Source organism: Novosphingobium indicum (assembly GCF_014645195.1).
Classification (GTDB): domain Bacteria; phylum Pseudomonadota; class Alphaproteobacteria; order Sphingomonadales; family Sphingomonadaceae; genus Novosphingobium; species Novosphingobium indicum.
In genome coordinates this window covers 119606-140535 of sequence record NZ_BMLK01000004.1, presented here as the reverse complement: position 1 = coordinate 140535, position 20930 = coordinate 119606, and the positions used below count along the sequence as shown (strand labels likewise).

The window sequence follows — 20930 nt, the reverse complement described above, 5'->3', positions numbered from 1 at the left end:
CGCGATCCGCATTTAGGCGCGCAACAGGAGCATCTGCATGGCCGAATACGACTACGACCTTATCACCATCGGGGCCGGATCGGGCGGTGTGCGCGCCAGTCGTGTGGCGGCGGCCCACGGTGCCAGAGTAGCGGTGGCAGAAGAGCATCGGGTCGGCGGCACCTGCGTGATCCGGGGCTGCGTGCCCAAGAAGATGCTCATCTACGGCGCCCACTTTGCCGAGGATCTCGAGGACGCCAAGCATTTCGGCTGGGACATCCCTGAATGCACGTTCGACTGGGTCAAGCTGCGCGACAATGTGCTCGGCGACGTCGACCGGCTCAACGGGCTCTACACCAAGACGCTGGAGAGCCACGAAGTCGAGATTTTCCATGAGCGTGCGACGATTACCGGACCGCACGAAATCACCCTGTCGAGCGGCGAGAAGAAGACGGCCAAGGTCATCCTGATTGCAACGGGCGCGCGTCCGCATGTACCCAGTTTTCCGGGTCACGAGCTGGGCATCACCTCGAACGAGGCCTTTCACCTCGACGCTATCCCGAAGCGTGTTCTGATCGCAGGCGCAGGCTACATTGCCAATGAGTTTGCCGGCATCTTCAACGAGTTCGGGGCCAAGGTGACGCTGATCAACCGTTCCGACCAGCTTCTGCGTGGCTATGACGAGAGCGTGCGCGATCGCCTGCTGCAGATCTCGTTGATGAAGGGTATCGATTTCCGGTTCAATGCCGAGTTCATCAAGATCGAGGAGAACGAAGACGGTTCTCTGACCGCGCACATGACCAATCACGAACCGCTCGAAGTGGACTGCGTGATGTTTGCTACCGGCCGCGTGCCCAATGTCGAGGGCCTTGGTCTCGAGGACGTGGGCGTCGAAGTCGACGAAAAGGGCGCGATCAAGGTCGACGAGTACTCCAAGAGCAGCGTCGATCACATCTATGCCGTGGGCGATGTGACCAACCGCGTCCAGCTCACGCCGGTTGCGATCCGCGAGGGGCAAGCCTTTGCCGACACCGTCTTCGGCGACAAGCCGACCACAGTCGATTACGGCTGCATCCCCTCGGCCGTGTTCAGTCATCCGCCGATTGCCGCGGTGGGTATGACCGAGGCCGAAGCGACCAACACGCTGGGTTCGATCAAGGTCTATACCAGCGACTTCCGGCCGATGAAGAATGTCGTTGCGCATCGCAACGAACGCGCCCTCTACAAGATGATCTGCGATGCCGCGACCGACCGTGTCGTCGGCATGCACATGATCGGGCCGGAGAGCCCCGAGATCATGCAGGCAGCGGCCATTGCCGTGAAAGCTGGCCTCACCAAGGCGGACTTCGACGCAACCGTCGCTATTCACCCGACGATGTCGGAGGAACTCGTCCTGCTGAAGTGACGGAACAGGCGCAGGGGTTGCATGCGCGGGCGAGGGGGCTATGCCCCCGCCATGCGTTATCTACGATGGCTGTCCGCGGTTCTCCTCGCCCTCCTTTCGACACCGGTGCTCGCGCATGGCGGGCACGTGCATGAAGACGTCAACCCCTGGACGCTCTGGCAACTCTCGCCGGAAATCCTGCTGGGCCTTGTCATTGCCGGGCTGATCTACTGGCGCGGGAGCCGCCACGGCCTGGTCGACGAGCGTTGGCGCATCGCTGCGTTCTTCGGTGGACTTGTGGCGCTTTTCGTGGCGCTGATTTCGCCGGTTGAGCGCCTCGCGGACCATATTTTCGCGGTCCATCAGGTCGAACACATGCTGCTGCGAACCGTGGCGCCGATGCTGATCTTCTTGTCGCGGCCGCAAGCGGCCATGGTGCGTGGCCTGCCGAATGGGGTTTGCAAGTTTTTCGCGGGCACCGGCTGGCTGCGAGGGCTTGTCGACTTTCTGCGCCACCCGGTCGTCGCGACCTTGCTGTTCCTGTTCGCCAGCTACTTCTGGATGCTGCCGCATTTCCACGACATGGCGATCCTCGACGAGCCGATCCATTACATGTGGCACATCAGCCTGCTGGCGACAGGACTGATCTTCTTCTCGGTGATCTTCGACCGGCGCACCGCTCCGCAGGGGCCGGGGCTGGGTGCACGGCTGGGCATGTTCGTCTTTGCCGCGCTGGGCAACATCGTGCTGGGTGCATTCCTGACATTCAAGACGGTGCCGCTCTACGACGCCTACTTGGCTTTCGGACATATGTGGCATGTCTCGATGCTGACCGACGAGCAGACCGGCGGCATCATTATGTGGATTCCGGGCACCATGATGTTCGCGGTTAGCGCCATTCTGGTCATCCACCGCTGGGGCAGCGAGGAACACCGCGTTGTCACCCGGCGTCTGCGCACCGGGCGGGATATGGCGGTTGCGAGTTCGGGCGCCAATCGGACTTTGGCTTTGGGTCTGGCCGGTTTCGCGTTGCTGATGCTGGCGATCGTCTTCAGCGTCGTCTCGCTGATCGATCATCCGCATGACAAGGCCCGCGATTTCGGGCTTTCCGGTCAGATTCCGGGCTAGAGCGTTTCCGGCCCCGGGCGATCTATCGGTGGGGCGAAGTGGGCCTAACCGGGGCTGCGATTTGTTTTAATCGTGCGATTAAAACTATTGACCTGAGCGCTTCGACCTGCCTTAGCAAACCCAGCATTTCCAAGCTGGAACCACTGCGGACAAGGGAAGCCGGATGTCAGCCAATATCGCCGAAATGGAAAGCCGTCGTGCAGCCGCCAAGATGGGCGGCGGTCAGCGGCGCATCGATGGTCAGCACGCCAAGGGTAAGCTCACTGCGCGCGAGCGCCTTGAGGTTCTGCTGGACGAAGACAGCTTCGAAGAGATGGATCTCTACGTCGAACACGACTGCGTCGATTTCGGCATGCAGGACCAGAAGATCCCGGGTGACGGTGTTGTTACCGGTTCGGGCACGATCAACGGCCGTCTCGTCTACGTCTTTTCGCAGGACTTCACGGTTTTCGGCGGTTCGCTGTCGGCTCGCCACGCGCAGAAGATCTGCAAGGTCATGGACGCGGCGATGAAGGTCGGCGCCCCGGTCATCGGTCTCAACGACTCCGGCGGCGCGCGCATTCAGGAAGGCGTCGCTTCGCTTGGCGGTTATGCCGACGTTTTCCAGCGCAACGTCACGGCTTCGGGCGTGATCCCGCAGCTCTCGCTGATCATGGGCCCCTGCGCGGGCGGTGCCGTGTATTCGCCGGCGATGACCGACTTCATCTTCATGGTGAAGGACAGCTCGTACATGTTCGTGACTGGTCCCGACGTTGTGAAGACCGTCACCAACGAAGTCGTGACCCAGGAAGAGCTGGGCGGCGCGATCACGCACTCCAGCAAGACTTCGGTTTCCGACCTGGCGCTGGAAAACGACATCGAGGCGCTGCTGGCAGCGCGCGACTTTATCGATTTTCTACCGGCCTCGAACCGTGACGAAGTCCCCGAGCGTCCCTGCGCCGATCCGTGGGATCGCGCCGAGGAAAGTCTCGACACGATCATCCCGCCATCGGCGAACCAGCCGTACGATATGCAGGAAGTGATCCGCAAGACGCTCGACGAGGGTGAATTCTTCGAGATCCAGCCGCTTCATGCTGGCAACATCCTGTGCGGCTTTGGCCGCGTCGAAGGTCGTACTGTCGGTATTGTCGCCAACCAGCCGATGGTTCTGGCGGGCGTGCTTGACATCGACTCCTCGAAGAAGGCCGCGCGTTTCGTGCGTTTCTGCGACGCCTTCAACATCCCGATCATCACCTTCGTGGACGTTCCGGGCTTCCTTCCCGGCACCGATCAGGAACACAACGGCATCATCAAGCATGGCGCCAAGCTGCTCTTCGCCTTTGCCGAAGCGACGGTGCCGAAGATCACCGTGATTACCCGCAAGGCCTATGGCGGCGCTTACGACGTGATGAGCTCGAAGCACCTGCGCGGTGATCTCAACTACGCCTGGCCGACCGCTGAAATCGCAGTGATGGGCGCCAAGGGCGCGGTGGAGATCATTTTCCGCGGTCTCGACGCGGACGGCATCGCCGCCAGGACCAAGGAATACGAGGACCGCTTCGCCAACCCGTTCGTGGCGGCGAGCCGCGGCTACATCGACGAAGTGATCTACCCGCATTCGACCCGTCGTCGCATCGCTCTGGGCCTTCGCAAGCTGCGCAACAAGCAGCTCGAGAACCCTTGGAAGAAGCACGATAACATTCCGCTGTAACGCAAGCGGGGCACAGTCGCCGCAATCGGCGGGAAGTGTCCCTTTTGCGAGTATCGCGATCGGGTACGGACCTGCACAGGTCCTCCCCGATCGAAACTGAACTAGGGATTGGAAGTCAGGTCATGGAAGACATCTACATCGTCAGCGGCGTGCGCACGGCAGTCGGCGACTTCGGTGGTTCGCTCAAGAGCTTCGCGCCTTCGGAGCTGGGCGGCATGGTCGCAACCGAGGCGCTTAAGCGCGCGGGTGTCGAGCCCGAAGCGGTCGAGCACATCGTGATCGGCCAGGTCATGCCCAACAGCGCCCGCGATGAGATGCTCAGCCGCGTGATCGGTATCAATGCCGGTGTGCCGTTGTCGACACCAGCGCTGACGCTCAACCGCCTGTGCGGCTCGGGCGTTCAGGCGATTGTCTCGTCCGCGCAGATGATGAAGCTGGGCGAGGCCAAGATCACGCTCGCCGGCGGTGCAGAGTCGATGTCGAACGTGCCCTATCATGACCATGGTACGCGCTGGGGCAAGAAGATGGGCCCGAACGTGCAGGAAGACGCCCTGACGCTCGGTCTTTCCGACGCCATCGGCGGGTATCACATGGGCATCACCGCGGAGAACGTCGCCGAACGTCATCAGGTGACGCGCGAGGACATGGACAAGCTGTCGGTTACCAGCCACCAGCGCGCCAGCCGCGCCATCGCCGAAGGTCGCTTCAAGGAGCAGATCCTTCCGGTCGAGGTGAAGTCGCGCAAGGGCGTCGTGGTGTTCGACACCGACGAGCACGTGAAGGCCGACACCACCATGGAAGTGCTGGGCAAGATGAAGCCCGCCTTCAAGAAGGACGGCTCGGTCACCGCCGGCAACGCCTCGGGCATCAACGACGGTGCTGCTGCAGTCGTGCTGGCGACCGGCAGCGAAGTCGAAAGCCGCGGCCTGAAGCCGATGGCAAAGATCGTTGCTTGGGGCCACGCGGGCGTCGAGCCCGACTACATGGGCGAAGGCCCGATCAAGGCCGTGCCGATCGCGCTGGAACGTGCTGGCCTCTCGCTCGATCAGATGGACGTGATCGAATCCAACGAAGCCTTCGCCGCCCAGGCCGCTGCCTGCGCCAAGGTGCTCGGCTTCGATCCGGAGAAGGTGAACCCCAACGGTTCGGGCGTGTCCATCGGCCACCCCGTCGGCGCGACCGGCTGTATGCTCACCATCAAGTGCATGTACGAGCTGAAGCGCATCGGCGGTAAGTATGGTCTCATCACCATGTGCATCGGTGGTGGCCAGGGCATCGCCATGATCATCGAGAATGTGGAGTAATCTGCCATGAAACTCGGCCGCATGAACCATATCGGCGTTGCTACGCCCGACCTAGACGCTTCCATCGCTTTCTACCGCGACGTGATGGGCGCCACGGACATTACCGAGCCTTTCGTGCTCGACAGCCAGAAGGTGCGTGTATGCTTCGTCAACACGCCGGGTGAGAACGGTACGGCAGGCACGCAGGTCGAACTGCTCCAGCCCACCGAGGCGGACTCGGCGGTCGGCAAGTGGCTGGAAAAGAACCCCTTGGGCGGCCAGCACCACGTTTGCTACGAAGTGCCGGACATCAACGAGGCCAAGGCCTGGTTCGAGAGCCAGGGCAAGCGCGTGCTGGGCGAACCCCGCATCGGTGCTCACGGCACCATGATCTTCTTTGTCCACCCCAAGGACATGGGCGGACAGCTGACCGAGATCATGGAAACGCCCAAGGAAGCCCACTGATATTGACGAAAGGCGCCCTCGGACAGGGAAGGGCGCCCGACTGAGGAAACCGACTATGGCAGACATCAACGACTGGAAGGCGCTTGCCGACAAGGAGGTCAAGGGCCGGGACCTGACCTGGAACACGCCTGAAGGCATCGCGGTCAAGCCGCTCTACACCGCGGAGGACGTCACCACCGATCCGGGCCTGCCCGGTTTCGCGCCGTTCACCCGCGGCGTTAAGGCGTCGATGTATGCCGGTCGGCCCTGGACGATCCGCCAGTATGCCGGTTTCTCGACCGCTGAAGAATCCAACGCTTTCTACCGCCGCAACCTCGCCGCCGGTCAGAAGGGTCTGTCGGTGGCTTTCGACCTTGCCACGCACCGCGGCTACGACTCCGATCACCCGCGCGTGGTCGGTGACGTCGGCATGGCGGGCGTCGCCATCGATTCGGTCGAGGACATGAAGATTCTCTTCGACGGCATTCCGCTCGACGAGATGTCGGTTTCGATGACGATGAACGGTGCGGTCATCCCGTGCCTGGCGTTCTACATTATCGCCGCCGAAGAGCAGGGCGTCAGCCCCGAAAAGCTGACCGGGACCATCCAGAACGACATCCTCAAGGAGTTCATGGTCCGCAACACCTACATCTACCCGCCCGAGCCCTCGATGCGGATCATTTCGGACATCTTCGCATATACCGCGGATAACATGCCGAAATTCAACAGCATTTCAATTTCCGGCTACCACATGCAGGAAGCCGGTGCGACGCAGGTGCAGGAACTCGCCTTCACCATTGCCGACGGCATGGAATACGTGAAGTACGGCGTCGCCTCGGGCCTCGATATCGACAGGTTCGCCGGCCGTCTGTCGTTCTTCTTCGCTATCGGCATGAACTTCTTCATGGAAATCGCCAAGCTGCGCGCCGCGCGTACGCTGTGGCACCGTGCGATGACCCAGCTCGGCGCCCAGTCCGAGCGTTCGAAGATGCTGCGCACCCACTGCCAGACCTCGGGCGTGTCGCTGCAGGAGCAGGATCCCTACAACAACGTCATGCGCACCACGATCGAGGCAATGGCGGCGATGCTGGGCGGCACCCAGTCGCTGCACACCAATGCCCTCGACGAGGCGATCGCGCTGCCGACCGACTTCTCGGCCCGCATCGCGCGTAACACTCAGATCGTCATCCAGGAAGAGACCGGCATGTGCAATGTCGTCGATCCGCTGGGTGGCTCGTACTACATCGAGGCGCTGACCAAGGAACTGGTCGACAAGGCCTGGGAAATCATCGAGCGCGTCGAGAACGAAGGTGGCATGGCCAAGGCGGTTGCCGCTGGCTGGCCCAAGGCGATGATCGAGGAAGCGGCTGCTGGCCGTCAGGCCCGCGTCGACCGCGGCGAGGATGTGATCGTCGGCGTCAACAAGTATCGCCGCGACCAGGAAGACCCGATCGAGACGCTCGAGGTGGACAACCACAAGGTCCGCGAAGCGCAGATCGCGCGCATCAAGCGCACCCGCGAGGGCCGCGACGAAGCCAAGTGCCAGGCCGCGCTCAAGGCGCTGACCGAAGGCGCGAAGGGCAAGGGCAACCTGCTCGCACTCGCCGTCGATGCCGCTCGCGAGCGTGCGACCCTCGGCGAGATTTCGGATGCCATGGAAACCGCATTCGGCCGCTATGGCACGATGCCGACCCCGGTTAAGGGCATTTACGGTTCGGCCTACGCCGGGGACAGCCGCTATCAGCAGGTGCTCGATGGCGTCGAAGCCGTCACTACCCGCCTTGGCCGTGCGCCCAAGCTGTTCGTTGCCAAGATGGGCCAGGACGGCCACGACCGCGGCGCCAACGTCATTGCCTCCGCCTTCGGCGACATGGGCTTCGACGTTGTTACCGGACCGCTGTTCCAGACGCCCGAAGAAGCCTGCAAGATGGCGGTTGAGAACGGTGTCGATGCCGTGGGTGCCAGCTCGCTGGCGGCCGGTCACAAGACGCTCATCCCCGAACTGATCGGCCATCTCAAGGATGCCGGCCGCGCCGACATCAAGGTCGTTGCCGGCGGCGTGATCCCGCAGCAGGACTACGATTTCCTCAAGCGCGCTGGCGTCCAGGGCATCTACGGTCCCGGCTCGAACGTGGTGGAATGCGCTGCTGACGTCCTGCGTCTCCTCGGCCACAACATGCCGCCTGCCGACGATGCTCTGGAAGCCGCTGAATAATCAGGACTGGAGGTACGCGGCACGATGTCATTGGGCTTCTCGGTAGAGGACCTGCTTCCCAGCGCACGGGTTTCCGGCCCGCTGCGCATGGGGCTGGTCAAGCTCGCCGAGAACGCGTGGCTCGATCCGCAGCCTGACCTTGCCGCGCGCAAGGCAGGCTTCGATGCCCATCCCGAAAGCGTGATGGTGCTGCCCGAAGCCGAAGCCGGAATTTCGGAGCTGGCCGAGCTGCTGGGCGTTGATGGCGGTCTTGAAGCCTGTGCCCGTTCGGTATGGGAAGATCTCTGCGTGATGGTGCAGGACGCGCCCGGCGAGCCGTTCCGTCTCGGTGCCGGCGCGGTTGCCTTTCCGACCGACTGGCGCCTGTCCGAGAAAATGGGAAAGCCGGTGCATCAGGTGCACGAGCCGATCCATGGCTATGCCGACAAGCTCGCATCGCCTGTCGACAAGTTCATGGACGGGTTGCAGTCGTTCAACATCTTCGGCCGCACCAATGCCTTCGTCGTCGCTTCGGACGACATGCGCTACATGCCCGAAGTGTCGCCGGCCGAGCGCTTCGCACATGTGACGGCGGAAAACGCGGGTGAGACTCTATTCGCGCGCTGTGAGCGCGAGGCCTTGCGGCGGCTGCCGAAGTCGCGGGCCATCGTCTTTACCATCGGCATCTATCGCACGCCTCTCGGCATGCTCAGTGACGAGGGCGTTGCGCGCATCGCGCAATCGGTAGAAGGGTTCATGGACGGCGAACTGGAACGCCGCGCTGGTCCACATTATGCTCCCGCGCTGCTCGGCTATGCAGCAGGTCGCGCCCGGGCGCAGGCCGCTTGAGGAGGGGATGCAATGACACAGGCACTTGAAACGCTCGCGATCCATGGTGGTGCGGAACCCGATCCCACCACCAAGGCGCGCATTACGCCGATCTACCAGACCGCGAGCTACGTGTTCGACGATGCCGATCACGCCGCCCGTCTGTTCGGCCTGCAGGAATTCGGCAACATCTACACGCGGATCATGAATCCGACCTGCGATGTGCTGGAAAAGAAGATCACCGCGCTGGAGGGTGGCGTTGGCGCGCTGGCAGTGGCCTCGGGCCATGCCGCGCAGTTCCTCGCCTTCCACACCCTGATGGAGCCGGGCTGCAATATCGTGGCAGCTTCGCGTCTCTACGGTGGCTCGCTCAACCAGATCGGTCACAGCTTCAAGAAGTTCGGTTGGGACTCCAAGTTCGTTGACGCCAGCGATCCGGCCAACATCGCGGCCGCTATCGACGAGAACACGCGCTGCGTCTTCATTGAAAGCCTAGCCAATCCGGGCGGCATCGTCATGGATATCGCGGCGATCGCCAAGATTGCCCACGATGCGGGCGTGCCGCTGATTGTCGACAACACGATGGCCACCCCGATGCTGTGCCGTCCGTTCGACCATGGTGCGGACATCGCCGTCTATTCCTGCACCAAGTTCTTGAACGGCCATGGTAATTCGGTGGGCGGTCTGATCGTCGATTCCGGAAAGTTCGACTGGGCGGCAAGCGGCAAGTTCCCCACTCTGACCGAGCCGAATTCGTCCTATCATGGCGTTGTCCTCAACGACGCGCTGGCGCCAATTGGTCCGATTGCATTCATTATCGCCTGCCGCGTGCTCGGCCTGCGCGACCTCGGTCCTGCCATGGCCCCGATGAACGCGTTCCTGACGCTGACCGGTATGGAAACGCTGGCCCTGCGCATGGAGCGCCACTGCGCCAACGCGCTGGAACTGGCGACGTGGCTGCAGGATCATCCGAAGGTGAAATGGGTGTCCTATGCCGGTCTTCCCGGCGATGCCTACAACGGCCTTGCCCAGACCTATCTCGGCGGCAAGGGCGGTGCGGTTTTCACGTTTGGCGTGAAGGGCGGCATGGAAGCGGGCGTGAAGCTCGTTTCGAGCGTCAAGCTGTTCAGCCACCTCGCCAACATCGGCGACACCCGCTCGCTCATCATCCACCCGGCATCGACCACCCATAGCCAGCTCGAGCCACATGAACTCGAAACTGCCGGCGCGGCGCCCGACGTGGTGCGCCTCTCCATTGGCATCGAGCATATCGACGATATCAAGGCTGACCTTGCACAGGCCCTGGAGCAAATCTGACCTTATGACTGAAGCCCCCCAGACAGAAACCCGTAACGACTGGACGCGCGAGGAAATCGCGGCGCTGTTTGACCTGCCGTTTACCGAGCTGGTCTTCCGCGCTGCCGAGGTTCACCGCGCGAACCATGCGGCCAATGAAGTGCAGCTCTCCACGCTGCTGTCGATCAAGACCGGCGGCTGCGCAGAGGACTGCGGCTATTGTTCGCAGTCGGTGAAGGCGGATTCGGGGGTCAAGGCGACTAAGCTGATGGATGTGCAGGCCGTGCTGCAGCGCGCGGCGCAGGCGGCCGATCAGGGATCCACCCGCTTCTGCATGGGCGCCGCCTGGCGTAATCCCAAGGACCGCGACATGCCCGCCATCATCGAGATGGTGAAGGGCGTGCGCGAGATGGGCATGGAAACCTGCATGACGCTCGGCATGCTGACGCCGCAGCAGGCCGACATGCTCAAGGAAGCCGGGCTCGATTACTACAACCACAATATCGACACCTCGCCCGAGCGCTACGATCAGGTGATCACCACGCGCACGATGGAGGACCGTCTCGACACGCTTTCCGAAGTGCGCCGCGCCGGGATCAACGTCTGCTCGGGCGGCATCGTCGGCATGGGCGAGACGCGCGAGGACCGCGTGGGCTTCGTCCACACGCTGGCGACGCTGCCCGACCATCCGCAGTCGGTGCCGGTCAACGCGCTGGTCCCGGTCAAGGGCACGGTGCTGGGCGACATGCTCGCCGACACACCGCTCGCCAAGATCGACGACGTGGAATTCGTGCGCACCGTGGCAGTCGCGCGCATCACCATGCCCCACTCGATGGTGCGCCTCTCGGCGGGGCGCGAGTCCATGTCCGAGATGACCCAGGCGATGTGCTTCATGGCGGGCGCGAACTCGATCTTCACCGGCGACAAGCTGCTGACCGCGCCCAACGCGGGCGACGACACCGATGCGGCGATGTTTGCGCGGCTCGGCATCAAGCCGATGGCCATCAGCGAAACACAGGCGCAGGTGGAAGCCTCGCGCATGCCCAAGGGCTGCGTGAAGCTGGAGGCTGCCGAATAGTGCGCCTTCCGGCTCTCCCTGTTTTGCTGGCGATGACCGCATCCGCTTGGACCGCAGCCTCCGCTGCGGCTCCGGCGACCGACGATGTGCGTCCTATCACCATTGGTGAGACGCATATGCTCGCCTACGGGGAGGGCGACATCAGGGAGGTCAATGTCTATCTGCCGGAGGGTTATGCACAGACGGACGGTCGTTACCCGGTGCTCTACCTCATAGACGGAGGTCTGTCGCAGGACTTCCTGCACGTGACCGGGACGAGTGCTCTCAACGCGCTTTGGGGACGTTCCAAGCCGGCTATTGTTGTCGGCATTGAGACAAAGGATCGTCGCGCCGAACTGATCGGTACGCCCGGCAATGCAGCGCAACGGAAGCAGTTTCCTACCGCTGGCAAGTCGGCTGAGTTTCGCGCTTTCCTGCATGACGCGGTCAAGCCGATGATCGAGGCCGACTATCGTACCAATGGCGAAGACGCGGTCATGGGGGAATCGCTGGCCGGACTGTTCATTGCCGAAACCTGGCTTGTCGAACCGACATTGTTCGATCGCTATGCAGCGATCGACGCCAGCCTGTGGTGGGATGAGCAGTCTTTGGCGAGGTCCGCTGCAAGGAGTGTGGCGGACGGCAAAGATCGCGGACCGATCTACCTTACCTATTCCAACGAAGGGCCCGAGACCGAGCAGGGCGCAGAGCTATTCGCGGCAGCTGCCGGCGACAAGGCCTGCCTCGTTCCGCGCACGGACCTGACCCACGCCACGGCCTATCACGTACTCACGCCGCAGGCGCTCCAGTTTCTTTTTCCGACCGCTAACACGCATGACCCCGATTGGGGCTTCGAGGTGACATGTTCAAAAAAATCCTGATTGCAAACCGGGGCGAGATCGCCTGCCGCGTCATCAAGACCGCTCGCCGCATGGGCATCCAGACGGTGGCCGTCTATTCGGACGCCGACGCCATGGCGCCCTTCGTGCAGATGGCCGACGAGGCCGTCCACATCGGTCCGCCGCCGGCCTCGGAATCCTACCTGATCGCCGACAAGATCATCGCCGCCTGCAAGCAGACCGGCGCAGAGGCGGTACACCCGGGCTATGGCTTCCTTTCCGAGCGCACCTCGTTCGCCGAGGCGCTGGCGGCAGAGGGTATCGAGTTCATCGGCCCACCCGTGAATGCGATTGCCGCGATGGGTGACAAGATCGAGTCCAAGAAGCTCGCCAAGGAAGCCGGCGTCAACGTCGTGCCGGGCTACGTCGGCGAGATCGAGGACACCGAACACGCTGTGCGCATCTCGAACGAGATCGGCTATCCGGTGATGATGAAGGCTTCGGCCGGCGGTGGCGGCAAGGGCATGCGCCTTGCCTATTCCGAGCAGGACGTGCGCGAAGGCTTCGAGGCGACCAAGCGCGAAGGCCTCAACTCCTTCGGCGATGATCGTGTTTTCATTGAGAAATTCATTCTCAACCCGCGCCACATCGAGATCCAGATCCTCGGCGACAAACACGGCAACATCCTGTACCTGAACGAGCGCGAATGCTCGATTCAGCGCCGCCACCAGAAGGTGGTCGAGGAAGCGCCGTCCCCCTTCGTTACGCCGAAAATGCGCAAGGCCATGGGCGAGCAGTGCGTCGCGTTGTCGAAGGCCGTGGGCTATTATTCGGCGGGTACGGTGGAACTGATCGTCTCGGGCGCCGACCCGACGGGCGAGAGCTTCTACTTCCTGGAAATGAACACCCGTCTGCAGGTGGAGCACCCGGTCACCGAAGCGATCACCGGCGTCGACCTTGTCGAGCAGATGATCCGCGTTGCCGCCGGCCAGAAACTGGAAATGACGCAGAACGACGTTAAGATCGATGGCTGGGCCATCGAGAACCGCGTCTATGCCGAAGATCCCTATCGCGGCTTCCTGCCCTCGACCGGTCGCCTCGTGCGCTACAACCCGCCGGTGGAAGGCTGGACCGACGATGGCGCCGAGAATGGCCGCCGCGGCGTCGACGGCATCCGTGTCGACGACGGCGTCTATGAAGGCGGCCAGGTTTCGATGTTCTACGACCCGATGATCGCCAAGCTGGTGACCTGGGGCGAGACGCGCGACGAAGCGGCGGACAAGCAGATTGCGGCGCTCGATGCCTTCGAGATCGAGGGGCTCGGTCACAACATCGACTTCGTTTCTGCCATCATGCAGCACCCGCGCTTCCGCTCCGGCGAACTGACCACGGGCTTCATCGCTGAAGAGTATCCGGAAGGCTTCCACGGCGCTCCGGCATCGGATGACCTCAAGGTCAAGCTTGCCGCGATCGGCGCCTTCGTCGCCACGGCACGGTCGGATCGTTCGCGTCGTGTCGACGGTCAACTCGCGACGCCGCTCGATCCGCCGTCGGAATGGACGGTGACGATCGACAAGGAGGCTTTCGAAGTCGTGATCGGCGAAGAAACCGTCGTCGTGAATGGCGCCGAAGTCGAACTGGCGCTGGAGTATACGCCGGGTGACCGCTTCATCGACGCCGAAGTCGATGGCGAGGACATCACGATCAAGATCGAGCCTACGCGCCTCGGCTTCAAGATGACGACGCGCGGTGCGATCCACCAGATCGGCTGCCTGCCGACGCGCGTGGCTTCGTTGTCGCAGCACATGATCGAAAAGATCCCGCCGGATCTTTCGAAGTACCTCATCTGCCCGATGCCCGGCCTGCTCGTTTCGCTGAATGTTGCCGAAGGCGACAAGGTCGAGTCCGGGCAGCCGCTGGCCGTGATCGAGGCGATGAAGATGGAAAACATCCTGCGCGCCGAAAAGTCGGGCGTGGTGAAGTCGGTCAACGCCAAGGCCGGTGACAGCCTTGCCGTGGACGCGGTTATTCTCGAGCTGGAGTAACCGTTGCATCTCGATCACGATCCCGCCGCGTCCGCCGGTGCCGAGATTGCGTTTGACGACTTCCTGAAAGTCGACATTCGCGTGGGCACCGTCGTCGCGGCGGAAGTCTACGAAGGCGCGCGTAAGCCGAGCTACAAGCTGCGGATCGATTTCGGTCCGGGTATCGGCGAAAAGAAGAGCGTCGGGCAAGTCGCGGCGCTCTATACGCCTGAGGATCTGGTCGGTCGGCAGGTGGCTGCGGTAGTGAACTTCCCGAAGCGTCAGATCGGCAAGGCGCTGTCCGAAGTGCTCACGCTGGGCTTCGCTGATGAGGAAGGTCGTGTGACGCTGTTCTCGCCGGACAAGGCTGTGCCCAACGGATCGCGGCTGTTCTGATGACCGGGTTTGGCGGGCTACTGGCCGAGGCGGAGTCCCTGGACGATGGCCTTGCGCTGACCGTGCCCGAAACCTGGCACCAAGGGCGCACGGCCTACGGCGGATTTTCCTCGGCACTGGCTCTTGCTGCTGCCTGCAAGGTGGGTGGTGATGGCTTGCCGCCGCTGCGCTCGGCGCAGATGGCGATGATAGCGCCGGTGAGCGGACGCGTCGAGGCGCGTGCCCGGATCGAACGGGCAGGGCGCAATGCCACTTGGGTCGCAGCGGAAATTCATGGAGAGAAAGGCCTCGCCTTCAGCGCCAGCTTTGTCTTCATGGGCGCCGTCGACAGCGGCCTCCACATCAACGACCGGCCCGTGCCCAAGGGTCTCGTTGCCTGTTATGCTACGCGAGAGGTGTCATACACCCGGCACACCCCGGCTTTCCTTGCCAACAATTTCGAGACCCGCCACGCACTGCCGCCACGCGACGGCAAGCGCCCCGAGATGTGCCGCTGGGTGCGCGCCACCGAGCGGCGAGGTCTCGACGCGATGGTCGAGATGCTGCTCGTAGGCGATGCCCTGCCGCCCGGCGTCATGCCCATGCTCAATGCGGTCGTGCCGGTTTCCACCATGCACTGGCAGGTCAATCTGCTGACGCCGGCTCCGACCACACAGGATGGGTGGTGGTTGCTGCGTACCGTCGGCGATTATGCCGAACAGGGCTGCTCCAGCCAGCGCATGGCGATCTGGAACACGCAGGGCGAGCCGGTCATGGCCGGCATGCAGTCCATCGCGATTTTCGGCTAATTTGAGAACTCCAATGCCATTGGTGTCGAGCGAAGTCGCCACCAATGGAAAGGGGGCTAGCCGGAGGCCGTATCCGGCTGTCCCATAAGCCGGTCGGCCAGAAACAGCTTGAAGGCACCGAAGCCGACGAGGGCGATCACGGCCGAGGCTACGTGCAGCAGCCAGAACTGCGGTGTCGGCATCGTCTCGAACAGCGTGCCGATCTTGCCCACGGCAAGGTTCGCACCGAAGAACGACAGGTAATAAATCCCTATGATCGAGGCGTTGAGCGCGCGCGGCGCCAGTCGTGTAAACAGCGCCAGGCTGACCGGCAGGAGATGCGCGAAGCCGATCGAGTTCACGAGGTGGAACATCACCGGCCAGAACAGCCCGATCTTGCCAGACCCTTGGGTGGTAGCTGCCGTGTAGAGGCACAGCCCGCCGCCAATGATGAAGACGCAGCCGATGAGCATCTTGCCCAGCTCGTCCGGCTCCTTGCCGGTACGTCCGCCGATCCAGGCCCAGAAGGCAGCGACAGCAACCAGCATCGAGAAGCTGAGCGTTGCGTCGATCGTGATCATCCAGCTGGTCGGCAGCGTCGTGCCGAAAAAGGTGAGCTGGAATTGCTGATCGGCCCAGACGAGATAGGCGTTGAAGATTTCCTGATTGGTCAGGAGCGAGACGGCCATGATCGGCACCAGCACCAGCACGGCCAGTACGCGAGGGCCGTCTCCGGGCTGAAACTTGGCACGCGGCTCTGCCGATTTTTCCGGCTTGCCGCTGTCGGCAGGCAACCACGGACGAGCGAAGATATACAGGAATAGGCCCAGCACCATGACCACGCCGGCGCAGCCGAAGCCCCAGTGCCAGCCTACTTTTTCGCCCAGAGTGCCAGAGACGAGCGGGGCTGCAATCACCGAGACGTTGATAAAGATGTAGAAGATCTGGAACGCCATTGCGCGGCGGTTGTCGTTGGGGCCGTAGAGCTCGCCGACCTGGCTGGCGATGTTGCCTTTGAACAAACCGACGCCGACGACGAGCGAGATCAGCGCGAAGAGGAAAGCGCTCTCGAAGGCCATCAGGAAGTGGCCCAGCGACATGATGAGCGCACCGGCAATCAGCGCGGCGCGGCGGCCAAGCAGGAGGTCGGCCAGTATGCCGCCGAGGATCGGTGTCAGGTAGACCGTGGCTGTATAGACGCCGAAGATTTCAGAGGCGAGCGGCTGTCCTTCCAGCCCCGGAAAGATGTGGGTCTTGAGCCAGGCAAGGCCGATCACGCTTTCCTGCCGTCCGGGCAGCAGGAGGTACTTCACCATGTAGAGCGTCAGCAGCGTCTGCATGGAATAATACGAGAAGCGCTCGCACGCCTCGACCATGCCGAGAAAGCCTAAACCCTTGGGATGTCCGAGAAAAGCACGGTCGTCGTGCACGGCTTCCTCGGGGAAGTCGAGTTCCGGCGTGGCTTCGGCGGCTGTCATGGCGACCCTCGTATTATTGTTGTCTTGTCGCGCAACTTAGACACGCCATTCGGCAATGTCACGCCGGAAGGACCCCAATTCGGGAAGGCCTGACGTCAGTCGTCAACGTGCTCGGGTTTGCCCTTGCGGTCGCTTTCGGCGAAGTCCTTGAGCTGCTGCTCGGACATGGAATCGTACATGTCCCGCGCGGCGCCCTGAAGATCGCTCTTCTTCGTTTCGCCGCGCTTGGCGGACAGGGCTGCTCCCGCGGCTTTCTGTTGGGCTTTGGACTTGGCTGGCATGATTTTCTCCTTTCACGGAGAAAATGCATCCGCCGCCCAGGCGGTTCCGGATCGGCCTGTTGAGCGGAGGGCGTCAGGCGGTTTCGCGCGCGAGTTCCTGGTTAAGGAATGCGGCTACGTCGTCCAGAGACACCTCCTTGTCGAGGTAAGTCTTGCCGATGCCGTGCAGCAGGAGGAAGGGCAGCGTTCCCGCATCCATCTTCTTGTCGTGCAGCATGTGCCTGGCGAGTCCGCTGCCGTCGCAATCCAGCCCGAGAGCCGGCAGCGAGGCAGGCAGTCCGACTTCATCGATATGCTGCGCCACGCGTTCGGCGCTGGCCCGTGGCATGAGTCCCTTGCGCGCCGAATAGCGCACGGCCAGCACCATGCCGAGCGCGACGGCTTCGCCATGGAGCAGGCGGTTGGAAAAGCCGGTCTCGGCCTCCAGCGCATGGCCGAAGGTATGGCCGAGATTGAGCAGGGCCCGCTTGCCGGTGGTTTCGAATTCGTCCTCGGCGACAATGCGCGCCTTGGCTGCTACCGAATGCGAAACGGCGTATTCGCGCAGCGCGCTGTCGCCGGCGATGAGCGCGGAACCATTACGTTCGCACCAGGCGAAGAAATCGGCATCGTCGATGAGGCCATACTTCACGACTTCGGCATAACCGGCGAGCAGTTCGCGTTCGGGCAGCGTTTCAAGCGCGGACAGATCGGCCAGCACCAGCGAGGGCTGGTGAAAGGCCCCGACAAGATTCTTGCCCGCGGGCGTGTTGATGGCGGTCTTTCCGCCCACGCTGGAATCGACTTGTGCGAGCAGCGTCGTGGGCACCTGGATGAACTTGCACCCTCGCTTGAGCACGGAGGCGCAAAACCCGGTGAGATCGCCGATGACGCCGCCGCCCAGCGCGATAATGTGATCTCCCCGCTCGACTTCCAGCGCCAGCAGCCAGTTTACCGTGGCGGCGAGTTCATCCCATGACTTGGTCTGTTCGCCCGGGGGCAGGATGCGCCAGTGCGGTTCATGGCCGTTGTCGCGCAGGCTCTTTTCGATGACGTCGCCCCACGCGGCATGGACGTTGCTGTCGGTGACGATGGGCACGCCGCGTTTGCGGAGGCGGCCGCGGCAATGCGGCACGAGTTCGGCGAGAAGGCCTGCGCCCACGCGAACTTCGTAGGGGCGACCGGCGATATCGACGGGGATCACAGCCATTGCGAAATTCCCTGGAGGACTTTGTTGATGGTCTGAACATGCGGCCCGCTGCCACTGACCACATGGATCGGGGCTTGCGCATAGAGAGGCGCGCGTTCGTTGCGCAGGCGCGTCAGGATCTCGCGCGGGTCGCCTTCCTTGAGCAGGGGGCGGTTGTCCTTGCGCGCGGTGCGTTCGACCAGCGTGTCGATCTCGCTGTCGAGCCAGACGGTGATCGCCTTGTCCAAAATGAGCGCCCGGGTTTCCGGATTGCAGAATGCGCCGCCGCCCGTGGCGATGACGATGTTGCAGCCGGGCTCTTCGGTGCTTTCGCTGATTAACCGCGCAATCACGCGGCGCTCACCATCGCGAAAATAGTCTTCCCCGAAATCCTCGAAGATTTCGGGGATGGTCATCTGCGCGGAATGTTCGATTTCCTCGTCCGCGTCGACGAAAGCGCAGCCCAGCAAGCCCGCGAGCCGTTTGCCGACGCTGGACTTGCCTACGCCCATCATGCCCACGAGCACGATGGGGCGGTCCAGCTGCCGCGCCAGACCCGCGATTTCCTGAGCGGAAAAGTGGGTTTGTTGAACGTCCATTGCTCCACTGCCTATAGTTGCGCTAGGTCGCAGCGCAAGCACAGGTAAAGGAAGGCGAGTGACGATCCAAATGCGCGGGCGAGGGGTGTTGATAGCGATCGCCGTGGCAGTTCCGATTTCCGCCATTGCCCTGTGCACGTATGCGTGGGTCGACGCCGGGCGTCGTCCGGTGCACGACATTACGATTTCCGTTCCCGTGCCGGAGTTGCCGCGATGAGGGCTGCCTATCTGCTTGCCGGTGCTGCGCTGGTTCTGACGTCCGCATGGGCGGTGGCGCAGGATGCGCCAGAGTCTCTCCTGCCCAAGATGTTCGAGGACGCACCCACCTCGACGCCAACGCCTACTCAGCGACCGGCTCCCTCGCGGCCTGCAGCGACGCCGACGTCATCCTCGAGCGCGTCAAGCAGCGGCTCGGTGTCCACACCGGTCGTTCAAGCGCTTCCGGATCAGGCTGCCGATGCCGATGAGCAACCGGCCTCCAGTGGCGGTCAGGACGTGCTCAAGCGTGTTCCCAGTCTCCAGGAACTGGCGAAGATGACGCCGGAGGACTTCGAAGCGCTGTTCGGCAGCCAGGTCGTTTTCGACATGCCGCCGCAGGCGCGTCGCTCGATGGAACGGGCAGGTCTTCTCGATCAGAGCGAGGGTGGTCTTGCTGCAGACTCGCTTGCGGGTCAGAGCGCGCAACTGGTCGATCTCGTGCTCTCGGGCAACAAGGGAACGCTGGTTTCGCGCTGGGGCCATATCCTGATGCGCCGCGCCCTGCTGTCGCGTTTGCAGGCGCCGCAGGGAATGACGCCGCAGGACTTTCTTGCCCTGCGTGTGGGTCTGCTGTTGCGCATGGGGGAAACCGATGCGGCGAGGGCCTTGCTGCAGGACGTCGACATAGCCGACTACACCCCCGCCGTGGGCAATGTAGCGCTCGGCGTTTACGAGAAGACCGCCGATTTCACCGGGCTTTGCCCGATCATGGCAACGCAAGGCTCCTTGCGCGACGATTCGCACTGGGAGACGGCCAAGACCATCTGTGAAGCCTTCCGGGGCAACAGCCGCGCCGCGCTTTCCCAGCTCGATCGTGACGTTTCGCGCGGCTCCATGCCCAAGATCGATCTGCTTTTGGCGCAGAAGTACGCCGGGGCCGCCGGCAAGACGCGGCGCGCCGTGACCATCGAGTGGGATAACGTCGATGCCCTGACGCCATGGCGCTACGGTCTGGCGATTGGTGTCGGCGTAGAGCCGCCCAAGCGCCTTGTGGATACCGCAGGCTCCGAATACAGCTACGTCACTGCGCTGGCGCCCATGGTCGGTCTCGAGCGCCGCGCAACCGCGGCGGATCGGGCAGGGGCATCGGGTGTGCTGTCGAATGCCGCCATGGTCGATCTCTATGCGCAGATCTATTCCGATGCGGAAGTGAGCGGCGACTGGCAGGAGCGCGCGGAGAGCCTGCGCAACGCCTATACCCTGAGCGACAGTGAAGCGCGGCTTTCGGCCATGCAGTCGCTGTGGGACGGGGCGGGCGATGCTTCGGCCCGCTATGGGCGGCAAGTGCTGACAGCGGCCGCCGCTGCGCGCATGCCGGCAAGCGAGGACCTGGCTGACGAAGCGGCACCGCTCATCGCTTCGATGCTGTCGGCAGGGTACGACGCCAATGCAGTACGTTGGTCTTCGGTCGTCCCGGCAGGTAGCCAGAGCTGGGGCATGCTCGTTCTGGCCGCTCCGGGCCGCACGAACCCTGTTTCCACTTCGTCGCTCGACACATTCATCGATGCGGACGAAAGCGCGGACAAGCGCAAGTCCTCTTTCCTGGTGGCCGGGCTTGCCGGGCTCGAGCGTTTGGGGCCGAGCGAATTCGAGCGCTACTCTAACGACATGTCGCTGGGCCTCGGGGCGGATACCCGCTGGACCCGGGCAATCGACAGCGCAGCGGAGCGGGGCGATAGCGCAAGTGTGGTCCTGCTGGCAGGGTTCGGCATGCAGGGAACGAACTGGCATCGCATGACGCCGCGTTATCTCTATCATATCGTTTCCGCTCTGCGCCGTGTCGGCTTCGAAGCCGAAGCGCGCATGATTGCGGCGGAAGCCGTCGCCAGAGCCTGAG

The 20930-nt window shown here is 63.0% G+C and carries 18 protein-coding genes; 14 read left to right on the top strand and 4 right to left on the bottom strand.

The window, feature by feature from the left end; translation table 11 throughout:
- The first annotated feature begins 37 nt into the window (after positions 1 to 37).
- The 13 genes from gor to IEX64_RS05260 all read left to right on the top strand — a co-directional run bounded on the left by gor (position 38) and on the right by IEX64_RS05260 (position 15330).
- Positions 38 to 1384, top strand: a complete 1347-nt coding sequence (gene gor / locus IEX64_RS05320; protein WP_188818647.1) for a glutathione-disulfide reductase — start codon at positions 38 to 40, stop codon at positions 1382 to 1384.
- A gap of 51 nt (positions 1385 to 1435) precedes the next feature.
- A complete protein-coding gene (locus tag IEX64_RS05315) occupies positions 1436 to 2491 on the top strand; it encodes a cytochrome c oxidase assembly protein (RefSeq protein ID WP_188818646.1) in 1056 nt (351 codons plus the stop codon).
- A gap of 163 nt (positions 2492 to 2654) precedes the next feature.
- Positions 2655 to 4181 carry an acyl-CoA carboxylase subunit beta gene (locus IEX64_RS05310; RefSeq protein WP_188818645.1) on the top strand — a complete coding sequence of 509 codons (1527 nt, stop codon included), beginning with the start codon at positions 2655 to 2657 and terminating at the stop codon, positions 4179 to 4181.
- 122 nt (positions 4182 to 4303) lie between these two features.
- On the top strand, positions 4304 to 5485 hold the full coding sequence (bktB, locus tag IEX64_RS05305) for a beta-ketothiolase BktB (protein ID WP_188818644.1): 1182 nt from the start codon (positions 4304 to 4306) through the stop codon (positions 5483 to 5485).
- Positions 5486 to 5491: 6 nt separating this feature from the next.
- Positions 5492 to 5929 (top strand): methylmalonyl-CoA epimerase, encoded by a 438-nt coding sequence (gene mce, locus IEX64_RS05300; RefSeq protein ID WP_188818643.1) that lies wholly within the window; start codon positions 5492 to 5494, stop codon positions 5927 to 5929.
- A gap of 55 nt (positions 5930 to 5984) precedes the next feature.
- On the top strand, positions 5985 to 8123 hold the full coding sequence (gene scpA, locus IEX64_RS05295) for a methylmalonyl-CoA mutase (protein ID WP_188818642.1): 2139 nt from the start codon (positions 5985 to 5987) through the stop codon (positions 8121 to 8123).
- Positions 8124 to 8147: 24 nt separating this feature from the next.
- Positions 8148 to 8951 (top strand): heme-dependent oxidative N-demethylase family protein, encoded by an 804-nt coding sequence (locus IEX64_RS05290; RefSeq protein ID WP_188818641.1) that lies wholly within the window; start codon positions 8148 to 8150, stop codon positions 8949 to 8951.
- Positions 8952 to 8963: 12 nt separating this feature from the next.
- Positions 8964 to 10247 carry an O-acetylhomoserine aminocarboxypropyltransferase gene (locus tag IEX64_RS05285; RefSeq protein WP_188818640.1) on the top strand — a complete coding sequence of 428 codons (1284 nt, stop codon included), beginning with the start codon at positions 8964 to 8966 and terminating at the stop codon, positions 10245 to 10247.
- A gap of 4 nt (positions 10248 to 10251) precedes the next feature.
- The gene (bioB, locus tag IEX64_RS05280) at positions 10252 to 11304 is read left to right on the top strand and encodes a biotin synthase BioB (RefSeq protein ID WP_188818639.1); all 1053 of its coding nucleotides are present in this window, start codon (positions 10252 to 10254) and stop codon (positions 11302 to 11304) included.
- A 32-nt stretch (positions 11305 to 11336) separates the two neighbouring features.
- Complete coding sequence (locus tag IEX64_RS05275) at positions 11337 to 12164, top strand: alpha/beta hydrolase (protein WP_188818638.1); 828 nt, start codon at positions 11337 to 11339, stop codon at positions 12162 to 12164.
- Entirely contained in the window at positions 12146 to 14167 is a 2022-nt protein-coding gene (locus IEX64_RS05270) for an acetyl-CoA carboxylase biotin carboxylase subunit (RefSeq protein WP_188818637.1), read from the top strand. The genes IEX64_RS05275 and IEX64_RS05270 overlap by 19 nt, the downstream gene beginning before the upstream one ends.
- 3 nt (positions 14168 to 14170) lie before the next feature.
- Positions 14171 to 14542 carry a tRNA-binding protein gene (locus tag IEX64_RS05265; RefSeq protein ID WP_188818636.1) on the top strand — a complete coding sequence of 124 codons (372 nt, stop codon included), beginning with the start codon at positions 14171 to 14173 and terminating at the stop codon, positions 14540 to 14542.
- Positions 14542 to 15330: an acyl-CoA thioesterase gene (locus IEX64_RS05260; protein ID WP_188818635.1), complete on the top strand. Its 789-nt coding sequence runs from the start codon at positions 14542 to 14544 to the stop codon at positions 15328 to 15330. The genes IEX64_RS05265 and IEX64_RS05260 overlap by 1 nt, the downstream gene beginning before the upstream one ends.
- 56 nt (positions 15331 to 15386) lie before the next feature.
- Here the strand turns inward: IEX64_RS05260 and IEX64_RS05255 are convergent, their stop codons facing one another.
- The 4 genes from IEX64_RS05255 to IEX64_RS05240 all read right to left on the bottom strand — a co-directional run bounded on the left by IEX64_RS05255 (position 15387) and on the right by IEX64_RS05240 (position 18835).
- Positions 15387 to 16787, bottom strand: coding sequence for a peptide MFS transporter (locus IEX64_RS05255; protein ID WP_188818634.1), 1401 nt, complete (start codon positions 16785 to 16787; stop codon positions 15387 to 15389).
- Positions 16788 to 16882: 95 nt separating this feature from the next.
- Positions 16883 to 17068 carry a DUF3008 family protein gene (locus IEX64_RS05250; RefSeq protein ID WP_188818633.1) on the bottom strand — a complete coding sequence of 62 codons (186 nt, stop codon included), beginning with the start codon at positions 17066 to 17068 and terminating at the stop codon, positions 16883 to 16885.
- A gap of 73 nt (positions 17069 to 17141) precedes the next feature.
- Entirely contained in the window at positions 17142 to 18257 is a 1116-nt protein-coding gene (gene aroB, locus IEX64_RS05245; protein WP_188818632.1) for a 3-dehydroquinate synthase, read from the bottom strand.
- Entirely contained in the window at positions 18248 to 18835 is a 588-nt protein-coding gene (locus IEX64_RS05240; RefSeq protein WP_188818770.1) for a shikimate kinase, read from the bottom strand. The genes aroB and IEX64_RS05240 overlap by 10 nt, the downstream gene beginning before the upstream one ends.
- A 213-nt stretch (positions 18836 to 19048) precedes the next feature.
- Here IEX64_RS05240 and IEX64_RS05235 point away from each other — a divergent pair, with 213 nt between their 5' ends.
- Positions 19049 to 20929 carry a hypothetical protein gene (locus tag IEX64_RS05235; protein WP_188818631.1) on the top strand — a complete coding sequence of 627 codons (1881 nt, stop codon included), beginning with the start codon at positions 19049 to 19051 and terminating at the stop codon, positions 20927 to 20929.
- Position 20930 lies beyond the last annotated feature (1 nt).